The sequence below is a fragment of the Mycobacterium sp. NPDC003449 genome (assembly GCF_053588415.1).
Map to the genome: position 1 here is coordinate 32,707 of NZ_JBSFPX010000018.1, position 26,533 is coordinate 59,239.

Below are 26,533 nucleotides of genomic sequence, written 5' to 3' on the forward strand. Positions count from 1 at the left end.
ACCTCAGATGCCGACGGTCACCCGGAACAGTTTTGTGGGTTGGGCCGCGGTCAACCGGATCGGGCAGTCGTCGGCGGCCACCCAGGCGGCCGCGCCCCGCTCCAGGGCCAGGCTGTCGGTCTTGGAGTGCACCACCGCGGCGCCCTCAGTGCACAGCAGCAGCTGCGGGCCGTCGTGATGGGACTGCGCGTCGATCTCGTGACCGAGGTGATCCCCGTCCACGCACAACACCGACACCGCGAACTCCGGTGCGGGCGTTCGGTAGAGCACCTCGGTCTCATCCCTGACCGTTTCGGGGCGCAGCTGGTCTTCCGGGGTGGGGGTGAAGTCCAGCACCCGCAGCAGCTCGGGTACATCGACGTGTTTGGGCGTCAACCCGCCACGCAATACGTTGTCGGAGTTCGCCATCACCTCGACACCGACACCGTGCAGATAGGCGTGCAGATTCCCGGCACCCAGGTAGATCCCCTCGCCGGCCTCGAGGCTGACCCGGTTCAACAGCAGTGAGGCCAGCACCCCGGCGTCACCCGGATAGCGCTCGCCCAGCTCGAGCACGGTCTTGGCTTCGGCGGCGAATTTCTTCTCGCCCGAACGGATGTACTGGACCGCCCCGTCGAGCACCGCGGGCACCAGCACGTCCAGGTCCGGCTGGGGCGCGGTGATCCAGGTGGTGAACAGGGCCCGCAGGCCGTCGGCATCGGCCTGCCCGGCCAACAGGTTGATGAACGGGTCCAGATCGGACACGGCGAACGCCCGCATCAGCTCGACGGTGTGCGCGACCGGGCGAAAGCCGGCCAGCGCGTCGAATTGGCCCAGCGCGACCAGCAACTCCGGTTTGTGGCTGCGATCGCGATAGTTGCGGGTGGGCGCCGACACCGGAATCTCGAGCCGATCCTCCCGCTCGAAACCCTCGCGGGCCTGGTCGGCACTCGGATGCGCCTGCAGCGACAGCGGTTCGTCGGCCGCGAGGACCTTGACCAGGAACGGCAACGCGTCGCCGAAGCGGCCGACCGCAGCCGGGCCGAGCTGACCCTCCGGATCGTCCTGCACGGCCTGCAACAGCGACTGCTCACCGTGCTCGGTCTGCAACCACGCCGGGTCGCCGGGATGCGCGCCGAACCACAGCTCGGCCTCCGGATGCGCTGTGGGGCTTGGCCTGCCGGTGAACTCGGCTATGGCGGTACGCGAACCCCAGGCATAGGTCCGCACCGCCCCGCGTAGCAGATGCACTCGTTTAACCTCGAACCAGTTTCAGATAGACGGCCGTCATCTCCAAGCGGACGGCCAGTATCGCCAATTGTTGTTCGGGACGTCCGACCGGCACAGTAGTGCCTGCCGCGTCGGGCACATCCTCGGCGCCCATCACGGTGATGTCGTCGAATCCACCGATCCGGGCGGCTACACCGGGCCGTTCGACGTCGGTGCTCAGCACGAAAGTCCGCACCCGCTGCGGCAACGGGCCGTCGATCTCCTCGTCGTGGAACAGCGACCGCTCCGCAGGCGGCCCGGTCACCCCACTTCCCGCTGCGGCCAGCACATCGGCCAGCCCCGCGGCGGCGACGACCCGGCCGGCCAGCCGGAACATGGTCGCCGACCCGTGTCGCGCCAGCGCCAGCGCCGCCGCGCCGTCACCGGACAGCACGGCGCCCACTCCCGACATCCGCTCGGCCAGCGTCTTGGCGGGATTGGTGAACAGGTCCCGCCCGGCGCTGTTGCGCAGCGCCTCGGCATCGAGTTCGTCGGCCAGCGCCGCCAGGTCGATCCGCATCCCGGGTTCGACCACATGCAGCACCGCCAGACCGGCGGCCAGGTAGCGGGTGAAGGCGAAATCGTCCGGTACCCACAGACGCGGTGCCAGCGATACCGCCCGGCCCGCCGCGACATCGCGCAGCGGCCCCTCGTAGGGCGCGGCCACCACGACCCGCGCCCCCCGCCGCACACCCGTGGCCGCGGCGGACACCAGGGTCGGGTCGCCCGGGTCGTCACCGGCGATGATCAGGACATCGAGCGCGCCGATCCACGGCGGGATCTCGGCGGCCGGCACGATCGGCACCGACACCGTGCCGCCCAGCGATGCGGCAAGCACCGCCCCGGCGCTACCGGCCGCTCCGCGGCCCGCCACCCAGATCACGGTGCGTGGCGGCGTGTCGGACCGCAGCGAGTCGAGCACTCCTTCGTCCAGCGCGGCCGCGGTGGCCCGCACCTGGGCTCCTGCCATCGCCGCGGCACGCAGCAGCCCGTTGCGGTCCGCGGCCGCCAGGCTGTCGCCGTCGTCGAGGTCGACCGGCGCGTCCACCGCGTTCATGGCACCGCCTCGTCGGCCGTGGTGATCTGCGCGCCGATCTTGCCGACGATCGCGTCGACGTCCTCGGTGGTGCGTGCCTCGACGTTGAGCCGCAACAGCGGCTCGGTGTTGGACGTGCGCAGGTTGAACCAGCTGCCGTCGCCGAGATCGACCGTGACACCGTCGAGGTGGTCGATGGAATGGATGTCACTGCCGAACGACTGCAGGACGCCGTCGATACATGCCGACGCATCGACGGTGCTGGTCAGGGCGAAGTTGATCTCGCCAGAGGATTCGTAACGCTGATAGTCGGCCATCATCTCCGACAGCGGGCGGTCCTGCTCACCGAGGGCGGCCAGCACGTGCAGCGCCGCCAGCATGCCGGAATCGGCACCCCAGAAATCCCGGAAGTAGTAGTGCGCCGAATGCTCGCCGCCGAAGATCGCGCCGGTATCGGCCATCAGTCCCTTGATGTAGGAATGCCCGACCCGGGACCGCACCGGGGTGCCGCCGCGTTCGATGACGAGTTCGGGCACCGCCCGCGAGGTGATCAGGTTGTGGATGATCGTGGCGCCGATCTCGCGGTTGAGCTCGCGGGCCGCCACGAGCGCGGTCACCGCCGACGGCGACACCGGGCGGCCGAGTTCGTCGACGACGAAACAGCGGTCGGCGTCGCCGTCGAAGGCCAGCCCGATATCGGCTCCCGAGGCCAGCACGTGTGCCTGCAGGTCGACCAGGTTGGCGGGGTCCAGCGGGTTGGCCTCGTGGTTGGGGAAGGTGCCGTCCAGCTCGAAGAACAGCGGAAGAATGGTCGCGCCGGGGAGCGGCGCGAGCACCGCGGGGGTGGTGTGGCCTGCCATCCCGTTGCCCGCGTCCACGGCGATCTTCAGCGGCCGCAGCCCGCTCAGATCCACCAGCGACCGCAGGAATTCGCCATAGTCGGCCAGCACGTCGCGATCGGACACCGTGCCCGCGGGTCCGTCGTGCGCCGGTACCCCGGCGATCACCTCATCGGCGATCACCGAAAGGCCGGTGTCCTTGCCGACCGGCTTGGCCCCCGCCCGGCACAACTTGATGCCGTTGTAGGCGGCCGGGTTGTGACTCGCGGTGAACATGGCTCCCGGGCAGTCCAGCCGGCCCGAGGCGTAATACAGCTGATCGGTGGATGACAGGCCGATCCGCACCACGTCGAGCCCCTGGGCGGTGACGCCACCGGCGAACGCCGCGGCCAGCTCCGGCGAACTGGACCGCATGTCGTGGCCCACCACGACCCGGTCGGCGCCCTCGGCGCGGACCAGCCTGGCCAACGCGCCGCCGACGTCGGCGACGAAGGCTTCGTCGAGTTCGGTCCCGACCAGGCCACGGACGTCATAGGCCTTGATGACACCGTGAACAGCGGCTGCTGGCCGAGACATAGAACTCCTTGTGAAACGGGACCGTTGGCGCCAGCCTAACCGCCGCGCGACAACGACACGCTCACTACACTCAGCCTTACAGTTGTCTAATCGTTGAGGTCGGGCAGCACCCGCAGGTGCCCGCGACGCCGGCCGTTCGTCTCCGGTGCACGCGCGGCGGGAGCCATGATGGCACCGCCGCCGACCCCGCTGGACGGATCGGAGAATCCGGCTACCACGCCGCCGCCCTGCACACCGGAGTGGCCTTCACGTACCGCGTCGGCGAGTGCGACCAGATCGTCCTCGTCGGGGTGAGTCGGCAATGGCCCGGCGTGGCGGACCAGCTCCCACCCGCGCGGTGCCGTGATCCGGCCGGCGTGCCCGACGCACAGGTCCCACGAGTGCGGTTCGGAGACGGTGGCCAGCGGACCGACGACGGCCGTGGAGTCGGAGTAGACGAAGGTCAGCGTCGCCACGGCATAGTGCGGGCACCCGGGCCTGCAGCAGCGACGGGGAACATTCACGCACCAGAGATTATCTCGGACCAACGCCGCGCGCCGCCGGACACGCGCAGCCGCCGATGGCCGATCCCGAACCGTTACGATCGTCCCCGTGGCCCAGCGCAACCATTGGCGATCGCGTCGCGGCCGCGATATCCGCGGGCCGCTGCTCCCCCGGTCGGTTCCGGGCTGGCGTAGCCGGGCCGAACGGTTCGACATGGCGGTGCTGGAGGCCTACGAACCGATCGAGCGGCGCTGGGCGGCGCGTATCGAGGCGCTCGACATCGCCGTCGACGAGATCCCGAGAATGTCCCCGAAGGATCCGGACAGTGTGCAATGGCCCCCGGAAGTGGTGGCCGACGGCCCGATTGCGCTGGCCCGGCTGATACCGGCCGGGGTTGACGTCAGAGGAAATGCGACCCGGGCTCGAATTGTGTTGTTCCGCAAGCCCATCGAGCGCCGGGTCAAGGAATCCGACGAGCTGGCTGATCTTCTGCATGAAATCCTGGTGGCCCAGGTGGCCACCTATCTTGGCGTGGAGCCGTCGGTCATCGACCCGACGATCGACGACGACTGACCAAGCGCCTCAAATAATCCCGCGTTTGAGACGCCGACGCTCACGCTCAGACAACCCGCCCCAGATGCCAAAACGTTCATCATGGGCCAACGCGTACTCCAGGCAGCGGTCACGAACCTCGCAACCCTGGCAGATGCGCTTGGCCTCGCGGGTAGACCCGCCCTTCTCCGGGAAGAACGCCTCAGGGTCGGTCTGCGCACACAGTGCGCGTTCCTGCCATTGATCGTCCTCGTCCCCCGGATCAACATCGGCGTGCTCGGGTACCAAACTCAGCTGGGGACGTCCATTAGCCCCCAACGGCGCCGGTCCGATATCGATGTGCGGTGCGTTGCCTACCGAGCCGAGTAGCCGGCTGTCAAACCGAACCACACGATCGAAATCGCCGCTCTCATAAGGCATATCCCCCGCCTCCTCACTCGGTCTCGTAGATCCCTAGGTGGAGCCCACTCTTGCAATGCGTTACTGCGGTGTTCGGCCATCCCTTTCGAACAGATGATCGAATCCCCATCCGCGCCACCGGAATCGAACATCAACCAGAAATGACACTGCTGTGATTACACACGTGTTAGCTGCCGGGGTCAAGCGCTGGAACCGGAATTCATACCATCTCGTGATCGGAATCCGGCGCGTCGACACATCGGCGTGTCCCAGTCGTGACTACGCCGTTTCCGTGCGCGGCGCCCCACCGCCTAGTCTCGGTCGTTGTGAAGATCACCGTTCTGGTCGGCGGCGTCGGAGGCGCACGATTTTTGCTGGGGGTTCAGAACCTGCTGCGCCTCGGCAGCTTCGCAGACGGCACCGGCAAGCATGAACTCACCGCCGTCGTCAACGTCGGCGACGACGCCTGGATGCACGGCGTGCGGATCTGTCCCGACCTCGATACCTGCATGTACACCCTGGGCGGCGGCATCGATCCGGAGCGCGGATGGGGGCACCGCGACGAGACCTGGCACGCCAAGGAGGAACTCGCCGCCTACGGGGTGCAGCCCGACTGGTTCGGCCTCGGCGACCGCGATCTGGCCACCCACCTGGTCCGCAGCCAGATGCTGCGCGCCGGCTACCCGCTCTCGCAGGTGACCGAGGCGCTGTGTAAACGATGGGCACCGGGGGCCAGGCTGTTGCCGGCCAGCGATGACCGCAGCGAGACCCACGTGGTGATCACCGACCCTGGACCGGGCGAGACGGCAGGCGAGAAACGCGCCATCCACTTCCAGGAGTGGTGGGTGCGTTACCGCGCCAAGGTGCCCTCGCACAGCTTCGCGTTCGTCGGCGCCGAACAGGCAACCGCGGGACCCGGCGTCACCGAGGCCATCGCCGACGCCGATGTCGTATTGCTGGCACCGTCGAACCCGGTGGTCAGCGTCGGCCCGATCCTGCAGATCCCCGGCATTCGTGGCGCATTGCGCTCCACCGCGGCCCCGGTGGTCGGCTACTCTCCCATCATCGCCGGAAAACCGTTGCGCGGCATGGCCGACGAATGCCTGTCGATCATCGGGGTGGAATCCACCTCGCAGGGTGTCGGCAGGCATTTCGGTGCCCGCTCGGGGACCGGGCTGCTGGACGCATGGCTGGTGCACGAGGGCGACGACGCCGAGATCGAGGGGGTGACGGTGCGCGCGGTTCCGCTGTTGATGACCGACCCACCCACCACGGCCGAGATGGTGCGCGCCGGACTCGACACCGTCGGCGTGACGCTGTGAGCCTGCCCGACCCGGCAGCGGCGCACGTCGAGCACGGCTCGGCCGACCGCGTCGAGATCCTGCCGGTTACGGCCCTGCCGGAGTTCCGGCCCGGCGACGACCTGGTCGGCGCACTCGCCACGGCCGCCCCGTGGTTGCGCGACGGCGACGTGCTGGTGGTGACCAGCAAGGTGGTGTCCAAGTGCGAGGGCCGTATCGTCGCCGCGCCCACCAACCCCGAGGAACGGGATGCGCTGCGGCGCACCCTGATCGACGCCGAGGCTACCAGGGTGCTGGCCCGCAAGGGCCGCACGTTGATCACCGAGAACGCCATCGGGCTGGTACAGGCCGCCGCCGGGGTGGACGGCTCCAACGTGGACTCCACCGAGCTGGCCCTGCTGCCCGTCGACCCCGACGGCAGCGCCGCCGCGCTGCGGGCGGCCCTGCGGGACCGGCTCGGCGTCACGGTGGCGGTGGTGATCACCGACACCATGGGGCGGGCCTGGCGCAACGGCCAGACCGACTTCGCCATCGGTGCGTCGGGTCTCACGGTGCTACACGGGTATGCCGGCGCCCACGACCGGCACGGCAACGAGTTGGTGGTCACCGAGGTGGCCGTCGCCGACGAGATCGCCGCGGCCGCCGATCTGGTCAAGGGCAAGCTCACCGCGATCCCGGTCGCGGTGGTACGTGGCCTCGACCTGGCCGACGACGGGTCCACCGCGGGCACGCTGGTGCGGTCCGGCGAGGACGATCTGTTCTGGCTCGGCACCGCCGAGGCGATCCAGCTGGGCCGCAACCAGGCGCAGCGGCTGCGGCGCTCGGTGCGCGGCTTTGCCGACGACCCGGTGCCGCCCGAGCTGATCGAGGCCGCCGTCGGCGAGGCGCTGACCGCACCCGCCCCCCACCACACCCGTCCGGTGCGGTTCGTCTGGGTACGCGACGGCGCCACCCGCACCCGGCTGCTGGACCGGATGAAGGACCGGTGGCGCAGCGATCTGGCCGGCGACGGACGCACCCCCGATTCCGTCGAGCGCAGGGTCGGCCGAGGTCAGATCCTTTACGACGCACCCGAACTGGTGATCCCTTTCCTGGTTCCCGACGGCGCGCACAGCTATCCCGACGCGGCCCGCACCGCCGCCGAGCACACCATGTTCACGGTCGCCGCCGGCGCCGCGGTCCAGGGACTGCTGGTGGCGCTGGCGGTACGCGAGATCGGCAGCTGCTGGATCGGCTCGACGATCTTCGCGGGCGATCTGGTGCGTGCCGAGCTCGGCCTGCCCGACGACTGGGAACCGCTGGGGGCCATCGCGATCGGCTACCCACAGGAGCCGCAGCCGCCGCGTGACCCGGTGCCACCCGAGGGTCTGCTGGTGTTCCGGTGACCCTGCACGCCTCGGCGGTGGCGGTGCTCACCGGGTGGCGAACCACCGACGCGGCACAGGATTCGCTGCGGCACGCGGTGCTGTCCTTTCTGGAGGCCAGACCCGATGCGTGCCAACGCGAATGCGCCCCGGGACATATCACCGCGTCCGCGCTCGTCCTCGACCACACCGGGACCCACACCCTGCTCACCCTGCATCCGCGGTTCGGCCGGTGGCTCCAACTCGGCGGGCACTGCGAGCATGCCGACGCCGATATCCACGCCGCGGCGCTGCGGGAGGCCACCGAGGAGTCCGGAATCGCCGGGCTGACCATCGCCGCCGAACTGGCCGCGGTTCATGTGCATCCGGTGACCTGTTCGCTCGGTGTGCCCACCCGCCATCTCGACATGCAGTTCCTGGTGCGGGCCCCGGCCGGAGCCGAGATCGCCCGCAGCGACGAATCACTGGATCTGCGGTGGTGGCCGCTGGATGCGCTGCCCGAGGGCACCGACTTCGGCCTGGCGCAGCTCGCCCGCGCCGCAGCTAGAACCGGCCTGGATATCGCCGATCAGAAGTCGTGATCGAATCATCACTCCCGAACTCGGGTGTGACCGAGGCTGTCAACAGAATGAGGCCAACGCCGTTTCGACCTCGTAGCGGTGTCGCTCGTTGCACTCGACCCATCGTCGTTCGTCCGCGTCGAGCTCGGCAATGAATGCGTAGCGGTTGCTGACTGTGGCGATCCATTCGTCAATACGGACGGGCTTGGTGAGGTAGCCGATATCCTCCCGACGAAACCGGCTCGCGTCCCTCAATCGGACAACCTCGATCGGATCTACCGGCTTGGTGCCGCGCCCGTCGACAACCACGTCGCGGTACACCTTCAGCACCCACAGCCGCCGGACGAGCGCCGTGTCGAGCGCGCGCTCGGTGGCAAACCATTGCAGATCGTAGAGATCACGCGCCAACGACACTCGCCGATAGCGTGCCAACTTCTCCGAGATGGCTTCCTCGGTCTAGAATCGACCGGCGTTGCCGGCTCTGAATTTTCGCAATGCCGTGCCGCCCTTGAACACCAATTGGCGATCGAACAGACCCTTGTCGTGCAGCACACGCAACGCGTGATCCTGGGCAATGTCGAGCAGTGCGGCGTCGCGTCCACCCTTGACGCCCTGATAGTGGCGTGCGAGGTGCCCTTCGGTGATCCGGGTCATGTCAGGATCCGGTTCCCACGCTGAGGTATGTGTGCAGCAGTGTGTCGTTGACCTTGGTCTTGGCGTCGAACACACCTTCCCCAGCCGTGCGCGGACCAAGCCAGACCGTCTCCGCAGCAGGGTAGGCGTCGAGGATCGCCGCTCGTGCGTCCTGGTTGCCGGCCGCGCCCAGAAGGTACGCGGCCCGTTGTGAGGTCGCGGAGTTCATTGCCACAAGCAACGCAATGACAGTGCCGACATCGACCCGAAGAGAGGCTTCCGGCAGCCACTGTCCGAGACCGGCCACGTCCTTATAGGCCGCCGGCCGGGCCGCAATACCCACGACAAGACCTTCGAGATTCCACGACGGCAACCCGTCGACCGTTGTCAATCCCCGCTCGGGTAGTTCTACGCGAACGTAACGCCACTCACCGACAAGTGCTTTCGGAAAACGCTCGTCGGCGGGCAGGGCAACGACTTCCTTGTCGGGAAGTCGTTGCGCCACGCCAAGTACCGATCCGGCCGACTCCATCGCAAGGACACCGCGCCAGGTCGGGTGAACCGCATGCTGCGCGCGGAATTCGATAAAGCGATCACCTGAGCCGTACGCCCCGGCACGAGCTCCCGGAAGAAACTCCCAGGCATACTTGGTCCGCAAGCGGCCCAGCCACCCGTCACGCTGTAGTTCGTACGCGAAGCGCGGGATATCTGGCTCGTCTACTTCGAGGTCGGCGTCACGCATGGCGGCGGCCAATCGATCCACCGTCACAACCAGGCCCCCGTCGAGCTCGAGCTGCTCAACCACGCCGGCGATCGAGGGAGGAATAGTACGAGCCACTGTCATCTACCGCCTTAGTTTGGTCAATATTAACAAACTAAGGTTGTATTTGACAGTTCGCCGCCGAGACTACGGTTTGTGCTGATCAAAACCCGAAAAGGCGCCAGAAAGCGTAGCGTCGGCGACGACTCACACGTCGGTGGAGAACCGGATACCGCCGTCGGGGATCGCCACACCCGGCCAGATCCGGGCACCGCGCAGCAGTTCGCAGCGGGCACCGACATCGGCACCGTCGCCGATCACCCCGTCCCGGATCAACGCCCGCGGCCCGATGCGGGCACCGAAACCGATGATCGAGCGCTCGATCACCGCGCCCGCCCCGACCCGCACGCCGTCGAAGATCACCGCGCCGTCAAGCCTTGCGCCTGCGCCGATCTCGGCGCCGCGGCCCACCACGGTTCCACCGATCAGCAGGGCACCCGGCGCGATGGCCGCGCCGTCGTGCACGAGTGATTCACCGCGCTGACCGTCGAGCGCCGGTGAGGCGGCGATGCCGCGCACCAGATCGGCCGAACCGCGCACGAAGTCCTCCGGGGTACCCATGTCCCGCCAGTAGGACGCGTCGACATACCCGCAGACCCGCAAACCGCGGCTGAGGAACTCGGGGAAGATCTCCCGCTCCACCGACAGCGGGCGGCCCCGGGGGATCTGCTCGACGATGCCGCGTTTGAACACATAGCAGCCGGCGTTGATCTGATCGGTCGGCGGATCCTGGGTCTTCTCCAGGAATGCCGTGACCTTTCCGTCGGCGTCGGTGGGCACACACCCGAACGCGCGCGGATCGCCGACCCGCACCAGATGCAGCGTGACATCGGCGCCGTGCGACTCATGCGCCGCCAGCAACGCCCCCAGGTCGGCGCCCGACAGCACGTCCCCGTTGAACACCATGGCGGTGTCGTGGCGGAGCTGGTCGGCGACGTTGGCGATCGCCCCGCCGGTGCCGAGGGCCTCGGTTTCGGTGACGTAATCGATGTCGAGCCCGAACCCGGACCCGTCACCGAATTCGGCCTCGAACACCTCGGCCTTGTAGGACGTTCCCATCACGACGTGGCGGATGCCTGCCGCCGCGATCCGCGACAGCAGATGGGTCAGGAACGGCAGCCCGGCCGTGGGCAGCATCGGTTTGGGTGCCGAAAGGGTCAGCGGCCGCAGCCGGGTGCCCTGGCCGCCGACCAGGACGACGGCATCGACGTTCGCGGGATCCGTCATGGTCAATCGAGCCCTTTCGCCTGCTTACGCCGGGAACTACCAACCACCAGACCGGCCCGCACCGCCAGTGCGCCCCGGATGGTCCACCGTAACGGCGCCTGCCAGACCGCCGGGTAGCGATCGGCCAAGAACGTGTAGGTGCTGCGGTGATGGGCGGCCAGATTGCTGGCCGGGTCGCGACCGGTGGAGTGCCCTTTGTCATGGACCACCTCGGCGCCGGGCACGTAGATGTTCTGCCATCCGGCGCGGGTGAGCCGGTCGCCGAGGTCGACGTCCTCCATATACATGAAGTAGCGCTCGTCGAATCCGGCGATCTGGTCGAAGGCCGCCCGGCGCAGCAACAGACACGAACCCGACAACCAGCCGACCGGACGCTCACTGGGATCCTCCCGGTCCTGGCGGTAGGCCGCCGTCCACGGGTTGGACTTCCAGAACGGGCCGACGACCGCGTGCATCCCACCGCGGACCAGGCTCGGCTGATGACGCGCCGACGGATACACCGAACCGTCGGGCTCGCGGATCAGCGGGCCGAGCGCCCCCGCCTGCGGCCAGCGCCCGGCCGCCTCCAGCAGCAGGTCGATGGACCGTGGGCCCCACTGCACATCGGGGTTGGCCACCACGAAAAAGCCCGGACAGTCCGGGTCGGACAGCTCGGCTTCGGCGATCGCCGCCGCGCGGTTCACCGCACCGCCGTAGCCGAGGTTGGTGCCGGTGCGCAGCAGGCGGACGTTCGGATAGTGCTGCTCGGCCGCTTCGGGCGTGCCGTCGGTGGACCCGTTGTCGGCCATGATGACGGTGACCAGCCGGTCGGTCGCCAATGACAACGACGCCAGAAACCGGTCAAGGTGCGGGCCCGGTGAATACGTCACCGTGACCACGACAAGCGGGCGGCGGCCTTCCTCAGTCACGGCGTAGAGGGTAGCGGGCCGGCGCCGGCCCCCGGCGCGACCGCCGCCACCAGCGCCTCGCGCCAATCCCGCAGCGGCGTCAGGCCGGCCGACACCGACCGCTGCGCCGCCAGCACCGAGAATGCCGGGCGCGGGGCGGGTCGCGGGTGCCGGTCGCTGCCGACCGGGCGGACCCGCTGCGGGTCGGCGCCGACTGCCTCGAAAGTCGCCCTGGCCTGGTCGAACCGGCTGGCCGACCCGGCGTTGGTGGCGTGCACCACGGTCGCGTCGACCTCGCCGTCGGCCACCTGCAACAGCGCGGCGACGAGGTCGGGGACGTAGGTGGGTGAACCGACCTGGTCGGCGACCACGTCGATGGTCCGGTCCCCCGCCGCCAGCCTGCGCATCGTCGCCACGAAATCACCGCCGTCGCCGCCCTGGTACACCCAGGCGGTGCGGACGATGTGCGCATCGGGTTTGACGGCCAGCACGGCCTGCTCGCCGGCCAGTTTGGTGCGTCCGTAGACGCCGAGCGGTGCGGTGGCGTCGTCGACCTCGTAGGGTGTCTGTCGATCGCCGCCGAACACGTAGTCGGTGGAGACGTGCACCAGTCCGGCGCCGGACCGGGCGCACGCCTGCGCGATATTTCCCGGACCGATGGCGTTGACCGCGTGGGCCCTGTCCTCGTCGGTCTCGGCGGCGTCGACCTGGGTGTAGGCCGCGCAGTTGATCACGACGTCGCCCGCTGCGACGAATCGCCCCACCGCCGCAGCGTCGGTGATATCACATTGCGACGACGTCAGGGCCAGCACCTCACGGCCCTGATGCCGTGCCTGATCAGCCAATACGCGGCCAACCATGCCGCCCGCCCCGGTAACCACGATCCGCTGCGCCATGCGTTGAGTCTGGCACGCCGGTCTTTCGTTACCCGGGTCACGTCGGACCCGCAAGTAGCCTGGGCAGGTGCCTATCCCCATGCTCCGGACGATCGCTGTCGCCACAGCGTCGGCCGTGGTGCTCGGAACGGGTGTGGCCTGGAGTCAGATCCGCTCATTCGAATCCGGCATCAACCACATCAACTCGGCCGCCCTCGGCGAGGGCGGTGAGGACGGCGCCATCGACATCCTGCTGGTCGGTAACGACAGCCGCACCGATGCGCACGGCAACCCGCTGTCGCCCGAGGAGCTGGCGACGCTGCGGGCCGGCGACGACGTGTCGACCAACACCGACACCATCATCCTGGTGCGCATCCCGAACAACGGGAAGTCGGCGACCGCGATCTCCATCCCCCGCGACTCCTACGTCGAAGCCCCCGGGTGGGGGAAGATGAAGATCAACGGCGTGTTCGGCGATGTGAAGCTGGACCGGATGAAGCAGCTCGTCGAAGTCGAGGGCGAGGACCCGGCGATCGCCGAGCCCAAGGCCGTCGAGGCCGGCCGCGAGGAGCTGATCCAGACCGTCGCCAACCTGACCGGGGTCACCGTCGACCATTACGCCGAGATCGGGCTGCTGGGCTTCTCGCTCATCACCGATGCGCTCGGCGGTGTCAACGTGTGCCTGAAAGACGCGGTGTACGAACCTCTCTCGGGCGCCGACTTCCCGGCGGGCTGGCAGAAACTGAACGGCCCGCAGGCGCTGAGCTTCGTGCGCCAGCGCCACGATCTGCCGCGCGGGGATCTGGACCGGGTCACCCGTCAACAGTCGGTGATGGCCTCGCTGGCCCATGAGGTGATCTCGAGCAAGACCCTGTCCAGCCCGTCCACACTGGGCAAGTTGCAGAGCGCCGTGCAGCGTTCGGTGGTGCTCTCCGATGGCTGGGACATCATGGATTTCGTCGATCAGCTGCAGAAACTGGCCGCGGGCAACGTGGCGTTCGCGACCATTCCGATCCTGCGCGAGGACGGGTGGAGCGACGACGGCATGCAGAGCGTGGTGCAGGTGGAACCGACCGAGGTGCACCAATGGGTTTCGAGCCTGCTGCAGGGCCAGGACGAGGGTAAGACCGAGGAGCTGGCCTATTCGCCGGACAAGACCACGGTCGAGGTCGTCAACGCCACCGATATCAACGGTCTGGCCGCCGCGGTATCCCACGTGCTGAGCACCAAGGGGTTCACCCCCGGCAGCACCGGAAACCACGAGGGCGGGCAGCTGTCCAACAGTCAGGTGCTGGCCGCCAAGACCGACGACCTTGGTGCACAAGCCGTCTCGAAGGATCTCGGCGGCCTGCCGGTCACCGAGGACGCTTCGGTTCCGTCCGGGTCGGTGCGGGTGGTGCTGGCCGCCGACTACACCGGTCCCGGTTCGGGCCTTGACGGCAGCGACGTCACCCTCGACTCCGTTGGCCCGGCGTCGGCCGACGAATCCACCGACACCGGCGAGGCACCCCCGCCGCCGTCGCCGGTCCTGACCGCGGGTGCCGACGACCCGCAGTGCGTGAACTGAGCGCGGACATGGACACCGTCAGTGCTGCCGTGCTGGACCCGTTGCTGGCCTCGGACCCGGCGGGGCCGCGGATCACCTACTACGACGACGCCACCGGCGAGCGCATCGAGCTCTCGGCGGTGACGCTGGCCAACTGGGCGGCCAAGACCGCCAACCTGTTACGCGACGAGCTCGGTGCGGGCCCGGGCACCCGGGTGGCGGTGCTGCTGCCCGCACACTGGCAGACCGCCGCGGTGGTGTTGGGCGTCTGGTGGATCGGTGCCGAAGTGGTGTTGACCGGATCCGCCGATATCGCGCTGTGCACCCGTGAGCGCCTCGACGAGGCCGACGACGCGGTCGCGGGCGGCGAGGTGGCGGTGTTGTCGCTGGATCCGTTCGGCAAGCCCGCCGCCGACCTCCCGGTCGGGGTGACCGACTACGCGACGTCGGTTCGGGTGCATGGTGACCAGATCGTGCCGGAGCGTCAGCCCGGTGCCGCGCTGGCCGGACAATCGGCTGCCGATGTGCTGGCCGCCGCCCGGAGTTCAGCCTCCGCACAGGGTTTCGCCGCCGCGGACCGGGTGATGTCGACGGCGTCCTGGGACACCGCCGAGGAGATCATCGACAACCTGCTCGCGGTCTTCGCCGTCGGCGCATCGCTGGTGCAGGTGGCCAATCCCGACCCGGCCGGGCTGGACCGCCGCCGCAGCACCGAGAAGGTCACCCGCGGCTGACTTTTCCCGCGGGTCATTTCTGCCGAACAGACATAAACCTGCCTACAATCCGCGCAAAACGGGCAGGTTTATGTCTGTTCGCGCGGACTTACTTGAGCAGGGCGCGGCTCATCACGACGCGCTGAATCTGGTTGGTGCCCTCATAGATCTGGGTGATCTTGGCGTCCCGCATCATTCGCTCGACCGGGAAATCCGCGGTGTAGCCGGCACCACCGAACAACTGCACCGCATCGGTGGTCACCTCCATCGCCACATCGGAGGCAAAACACTTCGACGCCGCCGAAATGAACCCGAGACTGCCCTCACCACGCTCGGCCCGCGCCGCGGCGTGGTACACCATCAACCGCGCCGCCTCCAGCTTCATCGCCATATCGGCCAGCATGAACTGCACCCCCTGAAAATCAGAGATGCTCTGCGCGAACTGTTTACGGTCCTTGGTGTAGGCGATCGCCGCATCCAACGCCCCCTGGGCGATACCCACCGCCTGCGCGCCGATCGTCGGCCGGGTGTGATCCAACGTCGCCAACGCCGTCTTGAACCCGGTCCCGGGCTCCCCGATGATCCGGTCCCCCGGGATCCGGCAGTTCTCGAAATACAACTCCGTGGTCGGCGACCCCTTGATACCGAGCTTGCGCTCCTTGGGGCCGACGCTGAAGCCCTCGTCGTCCTTGTGCACGATGAACGCCGAAATCCCGTTGGCACCCTTGTCCGGATCGGTCACCGCCATCACCGTGTACCACGACGACTTACCGCCATTGGTGATCCAGCACTTGGTGCCGTTCAGAATCCAGTCGTCGCCGTCGGCATTGGCCCTGGTCCGCATCGCGCCCGCATCACTGCCCGCCTCGCGCTCCGAAAGCGCGTAGGAGGCCATCGCCTCACCGGCCGCCAACGACGGCAGCACCTGCTTCTTCAGATCATCCGACCCACGCAGGATCAAGCCCATGGTGCCCAGCTTGTTGACGGCCGGGATCAGTGACGCCGACGCATCCACCCGGGCCACCTCTTCGATCACGATGCAGGCGGCCACCGAATCCGCGCCCTGCCCACCGAACTCCTCGGGCACGTGCACCGCGTTGAAGCCCGACGTGTTCAGGGCCCGCAGAGCCTCCTCCGGGAAGCGCGCGTTCTCGTCGACGTCGGCGGCGTGCGGCGCGATTTCCTTCTCCGCCAGCGCCCGGATCGCCGCCCGGAGCTCCTCGTGCTCCTCCGGCAGCTGAAACAGATCAAAAGATGGGTTACCGGCCCAACCAGCCATGATCGTCTCCTTCGCTCTCAGCTCGTGACTCTCGTGTTCCATCGTTGCCCGGACTGCACATCGGGTGCATCGCCCTGCTACGGTTTGGTACTCAGTACCATATCATCGGCACTCAGTACCCGACGGAGGTGCACCCATGCCCGGCCTGCCAAGTACCCGAGAGCGTCTGGTGAGCGCGGCGTTCGACCTGTTCGAGGAACGTGGGTACGAGGCCACCAGCGTCGACGACATCGCGGCGCGGGCACAGGTGGGACGGACCACCGCGTTTCGCCAGTTCGGATCGAAAGAGGCGTTGATCTTTCCCGATCACGAGGCGTTGCTGCGCCGGGCCGACGAGCGGTTGTCGGCTGCGCCGGCCGAGGCGCTGCCCGCCGAGGTCATCGCGGTGGCGACAACCTCGGTATTCGAGAACTATCTCGCCGAGGGTGAACGCGCCCGCACGCGGTATCGGCTCACCCGTTCGGTGCCTGCCCTGCGCGACTTCGAAACGGCCGTGGTGTCGCGGTATGTCCGGCTGTTCACCCAACACCTGCGGACCGCGCAGGCCGAGGATTGGACAGCTGCCCTGCGCGCCGACCTGTTCGCCAACGCCGTTGTCGTCGCACACAACCATGTGCTGCGCCGATGGCTACGCGGTGACGCGACCAACCCGCGGTCGGACCTGGCCGAGGCACTGGCCGCGACCTGGCCGATCTACCGGGGCGGCGGCACCCGCACCGCGGTCGTGGTGATGTCGACCGACGAACCGATCGAATCCCTGACCCCCCGCATCCGCGGGCTGATCGGGGATTGACTGCGCCGGCGACCCGGTCAGCCCAGCAGGCGTTCGCGCAGTGCGGCGTCTTTCGCCAGCACCATCTCTTCCAGGTCGGCCTGGAATTTCACCATCCGGGCCCGCAGCCCGACGTCGGCGGAGCCCAGGATCCGCACGGCCAGCAGGCCCGCATTGCGTGCTCCGCCAATGGAAACCGTGGCCACCGGCACCCCGGCGGGCATCTGCACGATCGACAGCAGCGAGTCCATGCCGTCCAGCCGGGCCAGCGGCACCGGTACCCCGATGACCGGAAGCGGGGTGGCCGAGGCCACCATGCCCGGCAGGTGCGCGGCGCCTCCCGCCCCGGCGATGATCACCTCGACGCCGCGGTCCGCGGCGGTCCCGGCGTAATCGAGCATGCGTTGCGGGGTCCGGTGCGCCGAGACCACACCGACCTCGAACGGCACCTCGAATTCGGCGAGCGCGTCGGCCGCGTCGGACATCACCGACCAGTCGCTGTCGCTGCCCATGATCAGCCCGACCCTGGGGCCCGCTCCGCTATTCGCCATGTTCATCCCATCCGTCGGTCCATTCCGCATGTGACAGCCAATGCGCCGCGCGCACGGCCCGCTCCCGCAGGTCGGCGACGTCCGTGCCGATCACGTTGACGTGCCCGATCTTTCGGCCGGGACGTTCCCCCTTGCCGTACAGGTGCACCTTGACCTCGGGCAGCCGGGCGAACAGATGGTGCAGCCGCTCGTCCATCGACATCGCCGGTGTGTTCTGCGCCCCGAGCACGTTGACCATCACGGCAGCGGGCGCGACGGCGGCGGTATCGCCGAGCGGGTAGTCCAGCACCGCCCGCAGATGCTGTTCGAACTGGCTGGTGACGGAGCCGTCCATGGTCCAGTGCCCGGAGTTGTGCGGCCGCATCGCCAGCTCGTTGACCAGGATGGTGCCGTCGACGGTTTCGAACAACTCGACGGCCAGCACCCCGACGACGCCGAGCTCGGCCGCCAGCCGCAACCCCAGTTCCTGTGCGGCCGAACCGAGTTCGTCGGACAGGTCGGGGGCGGGCGCGTACACCTCGACGCAGATGCCGTCGCGCTGAACGGTTTCGACCACCGGCCAGGCCGCACCCTGCCCGAACGGTGAGCGAGCCACCAGCGCGGCGAGTTCGCGGCGCATCGCGACCCGTTCCTCGGCCAGCAGCGCCACCCCGTCGGCCAGGTACCGGCCGACGACCTCGCGGGCCTGCGCCAGATCGTCGGGCATCAGCACGCCCTTGCCGTCGTAGCCGCCGCGCACGGTCTTGATCACCACCGGCCCGTCGATCTGCCGCGCGAACGTCTCCACGTCCTCGACGGACCGGATGTCGGCGAACCGGGGCACCGGCGCGCCGATGGCCTGCAGTCTGCGTCGCATCAGCAGTTTGTCCTGGGCGTGCACCAGCGCCTGGGGCGGCGGCGAGACCGTGATCCCCTCGGCCGCCAGCCGCTCCAGGTGTTCGGTGGGCACATGTTCGTGGTCGAAGGTCATCACCGTGGCGCCCTCGACGGCTCGGCGCAGCGCCTCGAGGTCGGTGTGCGCGCCGATCACCACATCGGGGGTCACCTGTGCTGCGGGGTCGTCGGGTGCGACGGCGAGCACCCGCAGGGTCTGACCAAGGGCGATCGCCGCCTGATGGGTCATCCTGGCGAGCTGACCACCACCGATCATCGCGACCTTGGGTTGGCGCTGGGGAGTGTTCGGCACGGTGTCATGGTGTCATGCCGGGTTCGCGGGCCGTGCGTGTCATCGCCGTAGCCGACGCATTGACCTGCGGTTAAGGCTGGGCGGCCGGCAACGATGCGGCATGTGACCGGACGTTTACGTACACTGGCTACCTGTGTCCTTCGCCGATGCGACGATCGCTCGACTGCCGCGCTTCGTCCGTCCCTATGCCGAGCAGCATCACGAACTGATCAAATTCGCGATCGTCGGTGCGACGACGTTCATCATCGATTCGGCGATCTTCTACACGCTCAAGCTCACGGTGCTGGAGCCCAAACCGGTCACCGCCAAGATCATCGCAGGCATCGTCGCGGTGATCGCCTCCTACATCCTCAACCGGGAGTGGAGCTTCCAGAACCGCGGCGGCCGGGAGCGTCACCACGAGGCCCTGTTGTTCTTCGCGTTCAGCGCGGTCGGCGTGCTGTTGTCGATGGCTCCGCTGTACTTCTCCAGCTATGTGCTGGGGCTGCGGGTGCCCGAGGTTTCGCTCACGGTGGAGAACATCGCCGACTTCATCTCGGCCTACATCCTGGGCAACCTGCTGCAGATGGCGTTCCGGTTCTGGGCGTTCCGCCGCTGGGTGTTTCCCGACGAGTTCGGCAACGAGCCGGATGCGGCCCTGGAGTCCGCCTTCACCGGCGGTGGCATCGCCGAGGTGTTCGAGGAGCATGCCGAGCACCGCCGCGCGGACGGCGCAGTGACCCCGTTGCGCACCCGAGGAGCGGATGGGGTCCTGCGCCGCAGGCGGTCCCGTCAGCTCGGCGATTCCTCGGAGCCGAGGGTGTCGAAGACTTCGTGATACAGCAGTGAGTGCACCTGCTCCACGCGGGGAATGTCGTGGAATTCCAGGGGATCCTGCGACGCGGACTCGATGATCAGGCTGCCGGTGCGCAGGATCCGGTCGGATATGCCGTGCCGGAATTCGACGCTGTTGATCCGGGCCAGCGGAATGTCGATGCCGGAGCGGGTCAGCACCCCGTGCCGGAACATCACCCGCCGGTCGGTGATGACGAAGTGGGTGGTCCACCAACTCAGGAACCGCCACACCGTCAGCCAGCCGATCAGGACCAGCCAGATCACCCCGATCACGATGAACACCACCCTCTTGGCGCTGGCCTGCCAGTCCATGGCGTTGACCGCGCCGGCGACGAAGGCGGCGGCCGCACTGGCCAGGAGCAGCACCAGCACGGCGCCGGTCATCCGTTTCCAGTGCGGGTGGCGGTGCAGGACCACCTGTTCGTCGTTGGCCAGGACGTTCTCCGGGTAACCCACGGCAGAACCCTACGACCCGACCGGGCGCAGATGCGTGATATCGCCGGCCGAGACCGCGACCCGCCCGGCGCCGGTGTCGATGGCCAGCCGGCCCACCTCGTCGATGTCGACGGCGACCCCCTCCTCGACGTGGTCACCGGGCAGGCTGGCCCGGACCGTGGTGCCGATCGTCACGCTGCGGGCGCGGTAGTCGACGCCGAGCTGGGGGTCCCCCGAACGCCACATCTCGATGCGCGCGGCCAGATTGCGCAGCAGCGTGACGGCCAGCGTGGTGCGGTCGGGTTCGGCGGCGCCCAGTTGGGCCAGGGACACCGCGCGCGGGTCGGGGGCCTCCTCGGCGGTCAGCGACACATTCAGGCCGAGACCGATCACCACCGCTTGGGCCGGGGCGGCCACCTCGGCCAGGATGCCCGCCAGTTTTCCGGTGGATCCACCCGGCCCGGCGAGGACGTCGTTGGGCCATTTGAGGCCCACTTCGAGGTCGACACCGCTCCCGGCCACCTCAGCTATGGCGTCGACGGCTGCGACCCCGGTGGCCAACGGCAGCCAGCCCCACCGGTCCGGCGACACGCCGGCGGCGTCCACCCCGCACGACACCACCAGCTGCGACCGCGGCGGCGCCGACCACTGCCTGCCGTGCCTGCCCCGCCCGGCGCTCTGGTACTCGGCGAGCAGCACGGCGCCGGTGATGTCCTCGCCGCCCGCGGCCCGGTTGAGCAGGTCGGCATTGGTGGATCCGGTTTCTTCGACGATGTCGATCCGGTGCCACGGCAGGCCGTCGAGCCCGTCGCGCAGTGTCGTGCCGTCCAATGGTGGCCTTGGGTTCATCCTGGCGAGCTTACGGCGGGTCAGAGGTGTCGCAGACCCACCTCTCTTATGCGGGTCTTATAGATACCGATACCATCGTCACCCATGACCAGCGTTACCGAGCCGACAGAAGCGCGAGCCGAGCATCAGGTGGATATCCACACGACTGCAGGCAAACTCGCCGACCTCAAGAGGCGGTCCGAGGAGACGCTGCACCCCGTCGGCGAAGCCGCCGTGGAGAAGGTGCACGCCAAGGGCAAGCTGACCGCGCGCGAGCGGATCCATGCCCTGCTCGACGAGGGCTCGTTCGTCGAACTCGACGCACTCGCCCGGCACCGCAGCACCAATTTCGGGCTGGAGAAGAACCGTCCGCTCGGCGACGGCGTGGTCACCGGCTACGGCACCATCGACGGCCGCGACGTCTGCATCTTCAGCCAGGACGCCACGGTGTTCGGCGGCAGCCTCGGCGAGGTGTACGGCGAGAAGATCGTCAAGGTCCAGGAACTGGCCATCAAGACCGGCCGGCCCCTGATCGGCATCAACGACGGCGCCGGCGCCCGCATCCAGGAGGGTGTGGTCTCGCTGGGCCTGTACAGCCAGATCTTCCGCAACAACATCCTGGCCTCGGGCGTCATCCCGCAGATCTCGCTGATCATGGGGGCCGCGGCCGGCGGGCACGTGTACTCCCCGGCGCTGACCGACTTCGTGATCATGGTCGACGAGACCAGCCAGATGTTCATCACCGGTCCCGACGTCATCAAGACCGTCACCGGCGAGGACGTCACCATGGAGGAACTGGGCGGTGCCCACACCCACATGGCCAAGTCAGGTACGGCGCACTACGTCGCCTCCGGCGAGCAGGACGCGTTCGACTACGTCCGCGATCTGCTGAGCTACCTGCCGGCCAACAACTACGCCGAGCCCCCGCACTACCCGGCCGCACCGGACGAGGGTGCGATCGAGGACAACCTCACCGAGGAGGACCTCGAGCTCGACACGCTGATCCCGGATTCCCCGAACCAGCCCTATGACATGCACGAGGTCATCACCCGCATCCTCGACGACGACGAGTTCCTCGAGGTGCAGGCCGGCTACGCCCAGAACATCGTCGTCGGCTTCGGCCGGATCGAGGGCCGCCCGGTGGGCATCGTGGCCAACCAGCCGACCCAGTTCGCCGGTTGCCTCGACATCAACGCCTCGGAGAAGGCGGCCCGGTTCGTGCGGACCTGCGACTGCTTCAACATCCCGATCGTCATGCTCGTCGACGTCCCCGGCTTCTTGCCGGGCACCGACCAGGAGTACAACGGCATCATCCGGCGCGGCGCCAAGCTGCTCTACGCCTACGGCGAGGCCACGGTCGCCAAGATCACCGTCATCACCCGCAAGGCCTACGGCGGCGCGTACTGCGTGATGGGGTCGAAGGATATGGGCTGCGATGTCAACGTGGCGTGGCCGACGGCGCAGATCGCGGTCATGGGCGCCTCGGGTGCGGTCGGCTTCGTCTACCGCTCCGACCTCAAGAAGGCCGCCCAGGACGGCCAGGATGTCGACGCGCTGCGGCTCGAACTGCAGCAGACCTACGAGGACACGCTGGTCAACCCCTACATCGCGGCCGAGCGCGGGTACGTGGACGCGGTGATCCCGCCGTCGCACACCCGCGGCTACGTCGCGACCGCGCTGCGGCTGCTGGAACGCAAGATCGTGCAGACGCCGCCGAAGAAGCACGGGAACATCCCACTGTGAGCGAGAACGGGGTGACCGTGGAGACTCCGGCAGACGAGAAGAAGACCGACCACGAGGCCCACATCAAGGTGCTGCGCGGTGAGCCCACCGACGAGGACATGGCCGCACTGCTGGCGGTCCTCGGAACCGCGGGCGGTGGTCCCGCCGAACCGGTCATCCGGGAGCGCAATCTGTGGGGGCACCCGGCGGACAAGCTGCGCTATGCGGTGTTCAGCTGGCAGCGCGTCACGCTGCTGGAGCGCACCCATATGCGGCGCTGATGAGCGCCCGCGCGAAGAAGAAACGGCACTAGATGACCCAGGTCGTCCTGGGTTCGGCGTCGGCGGGCCGGCTTGGCGTACTGCGTCAGGCCGGCCTCGATCCGCTGGTGGTGGTCTCCGGTGTCGACGAGGACGCGATCATCGCCGCGGCGGGGGACGCACCGCCTGAACACATCGTGGGCACGCTGGCGGCCGCCAAGGCCGACGATGTGGCGGCGAACCTGCCTGCCGCCGTGGCCGCGGAAGCCGTGGTGATCGGCTGCGATTCCATGCTGTTTCTCGACGGCACGCTGTGCGGCAAACCGGGCACGCGCGACGCCGCGCGCCGGCAGTGGCAGGCCATGTCGGGGCGGGCCGGGCAGCTCCACACCGGGCACACCGTGATCGTCCTGCGCGACGGGGCCGTTACCCACCGGATAGTCGAAACCGCGGTTACCGCAGTGCATTTCGCCGAGCCCAGTCCGGCAGATCTGGATGCCTACCTCGGCAGTGGCGAACCACTGGGTGTGGCAGGCGGATTCACCTTGGACGGTCGCGGCGGCTGGTTCGTCGACCGCATCGAGGGCGACCCGTCCAATGTGATCGGACTGAGCCTGCCGTTGTTGCGCCGGATGCTGGCAGGTGCCGGGCTTTCCGTCGCGTCGCTCTGGGAAACGAACTCGCCCACCCGATCCCGAGACCCCGATGAGGTCGGGCAGTGACCAAATTGCAACCTGTCTAATTCCGGCGCGCCGGAATAAAGACACCGGGTCTGCCGACCGCGGGCTGACACTGGGCAAATGCCGATCGAAGAAACCATGTGGGATGTTCGCGTCGGACGCGACATCGAAGCCTACGACCTGGAGCGGCTGCGCGCTGCGTTCGCCGATGTCATCGCCAACCGGCTGGCCCCGGGCAAACGCCTGCTGCGGGTGGTGTCCTGGTGCCAGGACGGCGGCTCCCTGTTCCGCGCGAAGCCCACGCAGGTGCGCAGCGGTCTCCGTCGCTACGCCGTCGCCTACGAGGTCGCGTTCACCGCCTGACCACCCGAGACGCTGATCAGGGGCGCGAGTCCCGCGCAGCGCCGACGCGCCTGCTCCACCCGGCGGTAGGCTCATGGTTGTGCCGCTGCCTGCAGATCCCAGCCCCGCTCTCACCGACTACGCTCACCCGGAACGCCTGGTCACCGCCGACTGGCTGGCCAGCAATCTCGGCCGTCCCGGTCTGGCCATCGTCGAGTCCGACGAGGACGTGCTCCTCTACGACACCGGCCACATCCCCGGCGCGGTCAAGATCGACTGGCATACCGACCTCAACGACCCGCACGTCCGCGACTACATCGACGGCGCCCAGTTCGCCGAGTTGATGGATCGCAAGGGCATCGGCCGCGACGACACCGTCGTCATCTATGGCGATAAAAGCAACTGGTGGGCGGCCTATGCGCTGTGGGTGTTCACCCTCTTCGGTCACGCCGACGTCCGGCTGCTCGACGGTGGCCGCGACCTGTGGGTGTCCCAGCACCGCGACACCACCCTGGACGTGCCCACCCGCCAGACCACCGGCTACCCGGTGGTCGAGCGTGACGACGCCCCGATCCGCGCCTTCAAGGAGGACGTCCTGCAGATCCTCGGCAACCAGCCGCTGATCGACGTCCGTTCACCGCAGGAGTACACCGGTGAGCGCACCCACATGCCGGACTATCCCGAGGAGGGCGCGCTGCGCGGTGGCCACATTCCCACCGCCAAGTCGATCCCGTGGGCCCAGGCCGCCAAGGACAGCGGACAGTTCCGCAGCCGGGCCGAGCTCGAGGAGCTGTACGGCTTCATCGGCCAGGACGACAAGACGGTGGTGTACTGCCGCATCGGCGAGCGCTCGAGTCACACCTGGTTCGTGCTGACCCATCTGCTCGGCCTGCCCGGTGTGCGCAACTACGACGGCTCCTGGACCGAGTGGGGCAATGCCGTGCGGGTGCCGGTCGCGGTCGGACCTGATCCGGGTAGCGCGCCGTGAGCATGCCGGCCGCTCTGGCGGAGGTGGTCTCGGACTTCCAGGACGTGGCCGGCCAGGACAAGCTGCAGTTGCTGTTGGAGTTCGCCGATGAGCTGCCGCCGTTGCCCGCCCATCTGGAGGAAGCGGCGATGGAACCGGTACCCGAGTGCCAGTCGCCGTTGTTCCTCGACGTCGACGCCTCACACCCCGAGGCTGTCCGGCTGTATTTCAGCGCACCGGCCGAGGCCCCGACCACCCGCGGCTTCGCCGCGATCCTGGCGACCGGTCTGGACGGGCAGTCGGTCGCCGACATCCTCGCGGTACCCGACGACTTCTACACCGATCTGGGTCTGGCCGCGTTGATCAGCCCGCTGCGGCTGCGGGGGATGTCGGCGATGCTGGCCCGGATCAAGCGGCGGCTGCGGGCCGCCTGAGCCGCGCGGCGCGCCCGAGCGCCCCGATTCAGATCTACGCCGCCCGCGGATCGATCGCCGCGCCGTCGACCTGTCCGGCCGTGCCACGGTTTTACCTGGCCGGGAGGGGAATCGGCGGACGATCCGGGCCGAGGTCGGGAATTCACGGGACTATCTACCCGCCGGTAACCGACACCGGCTCGGCAACCCCGAAGGTGCGGCGCATAAACTGCCCGCGATAGATTCTTAAAGACGTTTCTTAGAGAACTGCCGAGGAGGCACCGTGGCCAACCACGCCAGCTCAAAGATCTCCAAGGTGCTGGTCGCCAATCGCGGGGAGATCGCGGTCCGGGTGATCCGTGCCGCCAAGGATGCCGGACTGGCCAGCGTGGCCGTCTACGCCGAGCCGGATGCCGACGCACCCCACGTGCGGCTGGCCGATGAAGCCTTCGCCCTGGGCGGGCAGACCTCCGCCGAGTCCTACCTGGTGTTCGACAAACTTCTCGACGCCGCCGAAAAATCCGGCGCCAACGCCATCCATCCCGGCTACGGCTTCCTGAGTGAGAACGCCGATTTCGCCCAGGCCGTGCTCGACGCCGGACTGATCTGGATCGGGCCCAGCCCGCAGTCCATCCGCGACCTCGGCGACAAGGTCACCGCCCGCCACATCGCCGCCCGCGCCAAAGCACCCCTGGTGCCCGGCACCCCCGACCCGGTCAAAGACGCCGACGAGGTCGTGGCCTTCGCCAAGGAGTACGGCGTACCGGTCGCGATCAAAGCCGCGTTCGGCGGCGGCGGACGCGGCATGAAAGTGGCCCGCACCATCGAAGAGATCCCCGAACTGTTCGAATCGGCCACCCGTGAGGCCGTCGCCGCCTTCGGCCGCGGCGAATGCTTCGTCGAGCGCTACCTGGACAAACCGCGCCACGTCGAGGCCCAGGTCATCGCCGACACCCACGGCAACGTCGTCGTCGCCGGCACCCGCGACTGCTCGCTGCAGCGCCGCTTCCAAAAGCTCGTCGAAGAGGCCCCCGCCCCGTTCCTGACCGACGCGCAGCGCAAAGAGATCCACGAGTCGGCCAAGCGGATCTGCAAGGAGGCCGGTTATTACGGTGCCGGCACCGTGGAGTACCTGGTGGGCCAGGACGGCCTGATCTCCTTCCTGGAGGTCAACACCCGCCTGCAGGTCGAGCACCCGGTCACCG

Annotated in this window: 31 protein-coding genes; 15 read left to right on the top strand and 16 right to left on the bottom strand. The window is 68.4% G+C overall.

The features are described from left to right. Window positions 1-3: 3 nt before the first annotated feature. The 4 genes from manA to ACWDTP_RS07905 form a co-directional block, all read right to left on the bottom strand. The gene (gene manA, locus ACWDTP_RS07890) at window positions 4-1,230 is read right to left on the bottom strand and encodes a mannose-6-phosphate isomerase, class I (RefSeq protein ID WP_450018264.1); all 1,227 of its coding nucleotides are present in this window, start codon (window positions 1,228-1,230) and stop codon (window positions 4-6) included. 4 nt (window positions 1,231-1,234) lie between these two features. Next, window positions 1,235-2,305, bottom strand: coding sequence for a TobH protein (locus ACWDTP_RS07895; protein WP_450018266.1), 1,071 nt, complete (start codon window positions 2,303-2,305; stop codon window positions 1,235-1,237). Then, complete coding sequence (locus ACWDTP_RS07900) at window positions 2,302-3,699, bottom strand: phosphomannomutase/phosphoglucomutase (protein WP_450018268.1); 1,398 nt, start codon at window positions 3,697-3,699, stop codon at window positions 2,302-2,304. Before ACWDTP_RS07900 ends, ACWDTP_RS07895 begins: the two co-directional genes overlap by 4 nt. An 86-nt stretch (window positions 3,700-3,785) precedes the next feature. Continuing rightward, complete coding sequence (locus tag ACWDTP_RS07905; protein ID WP_450018270.1) at window positions 3,786-4,202, bottom strand: DUF3499 domain-containing protein; 417 nt, start codon at window positions 4,200-4,202, stop codon at window positions 3,786-3,788. A gap of 130 nt (window positions 4,203-4,332) precedes the next feature. Here ACWDTP_RS07905 and ACWDTP_RS07910 point away from each other — a divergent pair, with 130 nt between their 5' ends. Continuing rightward, window positions 4,333-4,755 carry a metallopeptidase family protein gene (locus tag ACWDTP_RS07910; RefSeq protein WP_450018324.1) on the top strand — a complete coding sequence of 141 codons (423 nt, stop codon included), beginning with the start codon at window positions 4,333-4,335 and terminating at the stop codon, window positions 4,753-4,755. 9 nt (window positions 4,756-4,764) lie between these two features. On the opposite strand, the gene ACWDTP_RS07915 is transcribed toward ACWDTP_RS07910, so the two are convergent. Next, entirely contained in the window at window positions 4,765-5,154 is a 390-nt protein-coding gene (locus ACWDTP_RS07915) for a WhiB family transcriptional regulator (RefSeq protein WP_450018272.1), read from the bottom strand. Between the two features lie 305 nt (window positions 5,155-5,459). Here ACWDTP_RS07915 and cofD point away from each other — a divergent pair, with 305 nt between their 5' ends. Genes cofD through ACWDTP_RS07930 form a run of 3 tightly spaced genes read left to right on the top strand, consistent with a single transcriptional unit; the run spans window position 5,460 to window position 8,379 of the window. Beyond that, window positions 5,460-6,455, top strand: coding sequence for a 2-phospho-L-lactate transferase (gene cofD, locus ACWDTP_RS07920; RefSeq protein WP_450018274.1), 996 nt, complete (start codon window positions 5,460-5,462; stop codon window positions 6,453-6,455). Window positions 6,456-6,457: 2 nt separating this feature from the next. Further along, complete coding sequence (locus ACWDTP_RS07925; RefSeq protein WP_450018326.1) at window positions 6,458-7,819, top strand: coenzyme F420-0:L-glutamate ligase; 1,362 nt, start codon at window positions 6,458-6,460, stop codon at window positions 7,817-7,819. Next, on the top strand, window positions 7,816-8,379 hold the full coding sequence (locus ACWDTP_RS07930) for an NUDIX hydrolase (protein ID WP_450018276.1): 564 nt from the start codon (window positions 7,816-7,818) through the stop codon (window positions 8,377-8,379). The genes ACWDTP_RS07925 and ACWDTP_RS07930 overlap by 4 nt, the downstream gene beginning before the upstream one ends. Window positions 8,380-8,418: 39 nt before the next feature. Here ACWDTP_RS07930 and ACWDTP_RS07935 read toward each other — a convergent pair whose 3' ends face one another. From ACWDTP_RS07935 to rfbD, 6 genes are all read right to left on the bottom strand, one after another. Next, complete coding sequence (locus ACWDTP_RS07935; RefSeq protein WP_450018278.1) at window positions 8,419-8,772, bottom strand: hypothetical protein; 354 nt, start codon at window positions 8,770-8,772, stop codon at window positions 8,419-8,421. A 42-nt stretch (window positions 8,773-8,814) separates the two neighbouring features. Further along, on the bottom strand, window positions 8,815-9,012 hold the full coding sequence (locus ACWDTP_RS07940) for a hypothetical protein (protein WP_450018280.1): 198 nt from the start codon (window positions 9,010-9,012) through the stop codon (window positions 8,815-8,817). Between the two features lies 1 nt (window position 9,013). Then, window positions 9,014-9,835 carry a type IV toxin-antitoxin system AbiEi family antitoxin gene (locus ACWDTP_RS07945; RefSeq protein ID WP_450018282.1) on the bottom strand — a complete coding sequence of 274 codons (822 nt, stop codon included), beginning with the start codon at window positions 9,833-9,835 and terminating at the stop codon, window positions 9,014-9,016. Between the two features lie 123 nt (window positions 9,836-9,958). After that, on the bottom strand, window positions 9,959-11,038 hold the full coding sequence (locus ACWDTP_RS07950) for a sugar phosphate nucleotidyltransferase (protein WP_450018284.1): 1,080 nt from the start codon (window positions 11,036-11,038) through the stop codon (window positions 9,959-9,961). Window positions 11,039-11,040: 2 nt separating this feature from the next. Continuing rightward, on the bottom strand, window positions 11,041-11,946 hold the full coding sequence (locus tag ACWDTP_RS07955; protein WP_450018286.1) for a glycosyltransferase family 2 protein: 906 nt from the start codon (window positions 11,944-11,946) through the stop codon (window positions 11,041-11,043). Beyond that, window positions 11,943-12,821, bottom strand: a complete 879-nt coding sequence (gene rfbD, locus ACWDTP_RS07960; protein WP_450018288.1) for a dTDP-4-dehydrorhamnose reductase — start codon at window positions 12,819-12,821, stop codon at window positions 11,943-11,945. Before rfbD ends, ACWDTP_RS07955 begins: the two co-directional genes overlap by 4 nt. A gap of 79 nt (window positions 12,822-12,900) precedes the next feature. Between rfbD and ACWDTP_RS07965 the strand changes: the two genes are divergently transcribed. Continuing rightward, window positions 12,901-14,367: an LCP family protein gene (locus ACWDTP_RS07965; protein ID WP_450018328.1), complete on the top strand. Its 1,467-nt coding sequence runs from the start codon at window positions 12,901-12,903 to the stop codon at window positions 14,365-14,367. 8 nt (window positions 14,368-14,375) lie between these two features. Continuing rightward, window positions 14,376-15,080, top strand: a complete 705-nt coding sequence (locus ACWDTP_RS07970; protein WP_450018290.1) for a TIGR03089 family protein — start codon at window positions 14,376-14,378, stop codon at window positions 15,078-15,080. Between the two features lie 88 nt (window positions 15,081-15,168). Here the strand turns inward: ACWDTP_RS07970 and ACWDTP_RS07975 are convergent, their stop codons facing one another. After that, window positions 15,169-16,338, bottom strand: a complete 1,170-nt coding sequence (locus ACWDTP_RS07975; RefSeq protein ID WP_450018291.1) for an acyl-CoA dehydrogenase — start codon at window positions 16,336-16,338, stop codon at window positions 15,169-15,171. 136 nt (window positions 16,339-16,474) lie between these two features. Between ACWDTP_RS07975 and ACWDTP_RS07980 the strand changes: the two genes are divergently transcribed. Then, on the top strand, window positions 16,475-17,131 hold the full coding sequence (locus tag ACWDTP_RS07980) for a TetR/AcrR family transcriptional regulator (protein ID WP_450018293.1): 657 nt from the start codon (window positions 16,475-16,477) through the stop codon (window positions 17,129-17,131). 17 nt (window positions 17,132-17,148) lie between these two features. Here the strand turns inward: ACWDTP_RS07980 and purE are convergent, their stop codons facing one another. Both purE and ACWDTP_RS07990 read right to left on the bottom strand, forming a co-directional pair. Next, window positions 17,149-17,661: a 5-(carboxyamino)imidazole ribonucleotide mutase gene (purE, locus tag ACWDTP_RS07985; protein ID WP_450018295.1), complete on the bottom strand. Its 513-nt coding sequence runs from the start codon at window positions 17,659-17,661 to the stop codon at window positions 17,149-17,151. Next, the gene (locus ACWDTP_RS07990) at window positions 17,651-18,847 is read right to left on the bottom strand and encodes a 5-(carboxyamino)imidazole ribonucleotide synthase (protein WP_450018297.1); all 1,197 of its coding nucleotides are present in this window, start codon (window positions 18,845-18,847) and stop codon (window positions 17,651-17,653) included. Before ACWDTP_RS07990 ends, purE begins: the two co-directional genes overlap by 11 nt. Window positions 18,848-18,980: 133 nt before the next feature. On the opposite strand from ACWDTP_RS07990, the gene ACWDTP_RS07995 reads away from it, so the two are divergent. Continuing rightward, entirely contained in the window at window positions 18,981-19,664 is a 684-nt protein-coding gene (locus ACWDTP_RS07995; RefSeq protein WP_450018299.1) for a GtrA family protein, read from the top strand. Here the strand turns inward: ACWDTP_RS07995 and ACWDTP_RS08000 are convergent. Both ACWDTP_RS08000 and ACWDTP_RS08005 read right to left on the bottom strand, forming a co-directional pair. Next, entirely contained in the window at window positions 19,619-20,137 is a 519-nt protein-coding gene (locus ACWDTP_RS08000) for a PH domain-containing protein (protein ID WP_450018301.1), read from the bottom strand. The genes ACWDTP_RS07995 and ACWDTP_RS08000 overlap by 46 nt on opposite strands. Window positions 20,138-20,146: 9 nt before the next feature. Continuing rightward, window positions 20,147-20,965, bottom strand: coding sequence for a biotin--[acetyl-CoA-carboxylase] ligase (locus ACWDTP_RS08005; RefSeq protein ID WP_450018303.1), 819 nt, complete (start codon window positions 20,963-20,965; stop codon window positions 20,147-20,149). Between the two features lie 84 nt (window positions 20,966-21,049). On the opposite strand from ACWDTP_RS08005, the gene ACWDTP_RS08010 reads away from it, so the two are divergent. The 7 genes from ACWDTP_RS08010 to ACWDTP_RS08040 all read left to right on the top strand — a co-directional run. Then, window positions 21,050-22,687: an acyl-CoA carboxylase subunit beta gene (locus tag ACWDTP_RS08010; protein WP_450018305.1), complete on the top strand. Its 1,638-nt coding sequence runs from the start codon at window positions 21,050-21,052 to the stop codon at window positions 22,685-22,687. Further along, window positions 22,684-22,947: an acyl-CoA carboxylase subunit epsilon gene (locus ACWDTP_RS08015; protein WP_450018307.1), complete on the top strand. Its 264-nt coding sequence runs from the start codon at window positions 22,684-22,686 to the stop codon at window positions 22,945-22,947. The genes ACWDTP_RS08010 and ACWDTP_RS08015 overlap by 4 nt, the downstream gene beginning before the upstream one ends. A gap of 32 nt (window positions 22,948-22,979) precedes the next feature. Further along, complete coding sequence (locus ACWDTP_RS08020) at window positions 22,980-23,648, top strand: Maf family protein (RefSeq protein WP_450018309.1); 669 nt, start codon at window positions 22,980-22,982, stop codon at window positions 23,646-23,648. 78 nt (window positions 23,649-23,726) lie between these two features. Beyond that, window positions 23,727-23,969, top strand: a complete 243-nt coding sequence (locus ACWDTP_RS08025; protein WP_450018311.1) for a hypothetical protein — start codon at window positions 23,727-23,729, stop codon at window positions 23,967-23,969. Between the two features lie 79 nt (window positions 23,970-24,048). Next, window positions 24,049-24,936, top strand: a complete 888-nt coding sequence (locus ACWDTP_RS08030) for a sulfurtransferase (RefSeq protein ID WP_450018312.1) — start codon at window positions 24,049-24,051, stop codon at window positions 24,934-24,936. 2 nt (window positions 24,937-24,938) lie between these two features. Continuing rightward, complete coding sequence (locus ACWDTP_RS08035) at window positions 24,939-25,349, top strand: SufE family protein (RefSeq protein WP_450018329.1); 411 nt, start codon at window positions 24,939-24,941, stop codon at window positions 25,347-25,349. A 262-nt stretch (window positions 25,350-25,611) separates the two neighbouring features. Continuing rightward, on the top strand, window positions 25,612-26,533 hold a 922-nt coding region (locus tag ACWDTP_RS08040), incomplete at its 3' end, for an acetyl-CoA carboxylase biotin carboxylase subunit (protein ID WP_450018314.1).

What these genes read in the sequence shown, in the direction of transcription:
- ACWDTP_RS07965 (WP_450018328.1), top strand. Translation starts at nt 12,901, where the DNA reads ATGCTCCGGACGATCGCTGTCGCCACAGCGTCGGCCGTGGTGCTCGGA.
- ACWDTP_RS07895 (WP_450018266.1), bottom strand. Translation starts at nt 2,305, where the DNA reads ATGAACGCGGTGGACGCGCCGGTCGACCTCGACGACGGCGACAGCCTG.
- ACWDTP_RS08025 (WP_450018311.1), top strand. Translation starts at nt 23,727, where the DNA reads ATGCCGATCGAAGAAACCATGTGGGATGTTCGCGTCGGACGCGACATC.
- ACWDTP_RS07900 (WP_450018268.1), bottom strand. Translation starts at nt 3,699, where the DNA reads ATGTCTCGGCCAGCAGCCGCTGTTCACGGTGTCATCAAGGCCTATGAC.
- ACWDTP_RS08010 (WP_450018305.1), top strand. Translation starts at nt 21,050, where the DNA reads ATGACCAGCGTTACCGAGCCGACAGAAGCGCGAGCCGAGCATCAGGTG.
- ACWDTP_RS07950 (WP_450018284.1), bottom strand. Translation starts at nt 11,038, where the DNA reads ATGACGGATCCCGCGAACGTCGATGCCGTCGTCCTGGTCGGCGGCCAG.
- ACWDTP_RS07940 (WP_450018280.1), bottom strand. Translation starts at nt 9,012, where the DNA reads ATGACCCGGATCACCGAAGGGCACCTCGCACGCCACTATCAGGGCGTC.
- ACWDTP_RS07975 (WP_450018291.1), bottom strand. Translation starts at nt 16,338, where the DNA reads ATGGCTGGTTGGGCCGGTAACCCATCTTTTGATCTGTTTCAGCTGCCG.
- rfbD (WP_450018288.1), bottom strand. Translation starts at nt 12,821, where the DNA reads ATGGCGCAGCGGATCGTGGTTACCGGGGCGGGCGGCATGGTTGGCCGC.
- purE (WP_450018295.1), bottom strand. Translation starts at nt 17,661, where the DNA reads ATGGCGAATAGCGGAGCGGGCCCCAGGGTCGGGCTGATCATGGGCAGC.
- ACWDTP_RS07945 (WP_450018282.1), bottom strand. Translation starts at nt 9,835, where the DNA reads ATGACAGTGGCTCGTACTATTCCTCCCTCGATCGCCGGCGTGGTTGAG.
- ACWDTP_RS07915 (WP_450018272.1), bottom strand. Translation starts at nt 5,154, where the DNA reads ATGCCTTATGAGAGCGGCGATTTCGATCGTGTGGTTCGGTTTGACAGC.
- ACWDTP_RS08035 (WP_450018329.1), top strand. Translation starts at nt 24,939, where the DNA reads ATGCCGGCCGCTCTGGCGGAGGTGGTCTCGGACTTCCAGGACGTGGCC.
- ACWDTP_RS07970 (WP_450018290.1), top strand. Translation starts at nt 14,376, where the DNA reads ATGGACACCGTCAGTGCTGCCGTGCTGGACCCGTTGCTGGCCTCGGAC.
- ACWDTP_RS08020 (WP_450018309.1), top strand. Translation starts at nt 22,980, where the DNA reads ATGACCCAGGTCGTCCTGGGTTCGGCGTCGGCGGGCCGGCTTGGCGTA.
- ACWDTP_RS08005 (WP_450018303.1), bottom strand. Translation starts at nt 20,965, where the DNA reads ATGAACCCAAGGCCACCATTGGACGGCACGACACTGCGCGACGGGCTC.
- ACWDTP_RS07980 (WP_450018293.1), top strand. Translation starts at nt 16,475, where the DNA reads ATGCCCGGCCTGCCAAGTACCCGAGAGCGTCTGGTGAGCGCGGCGTTC.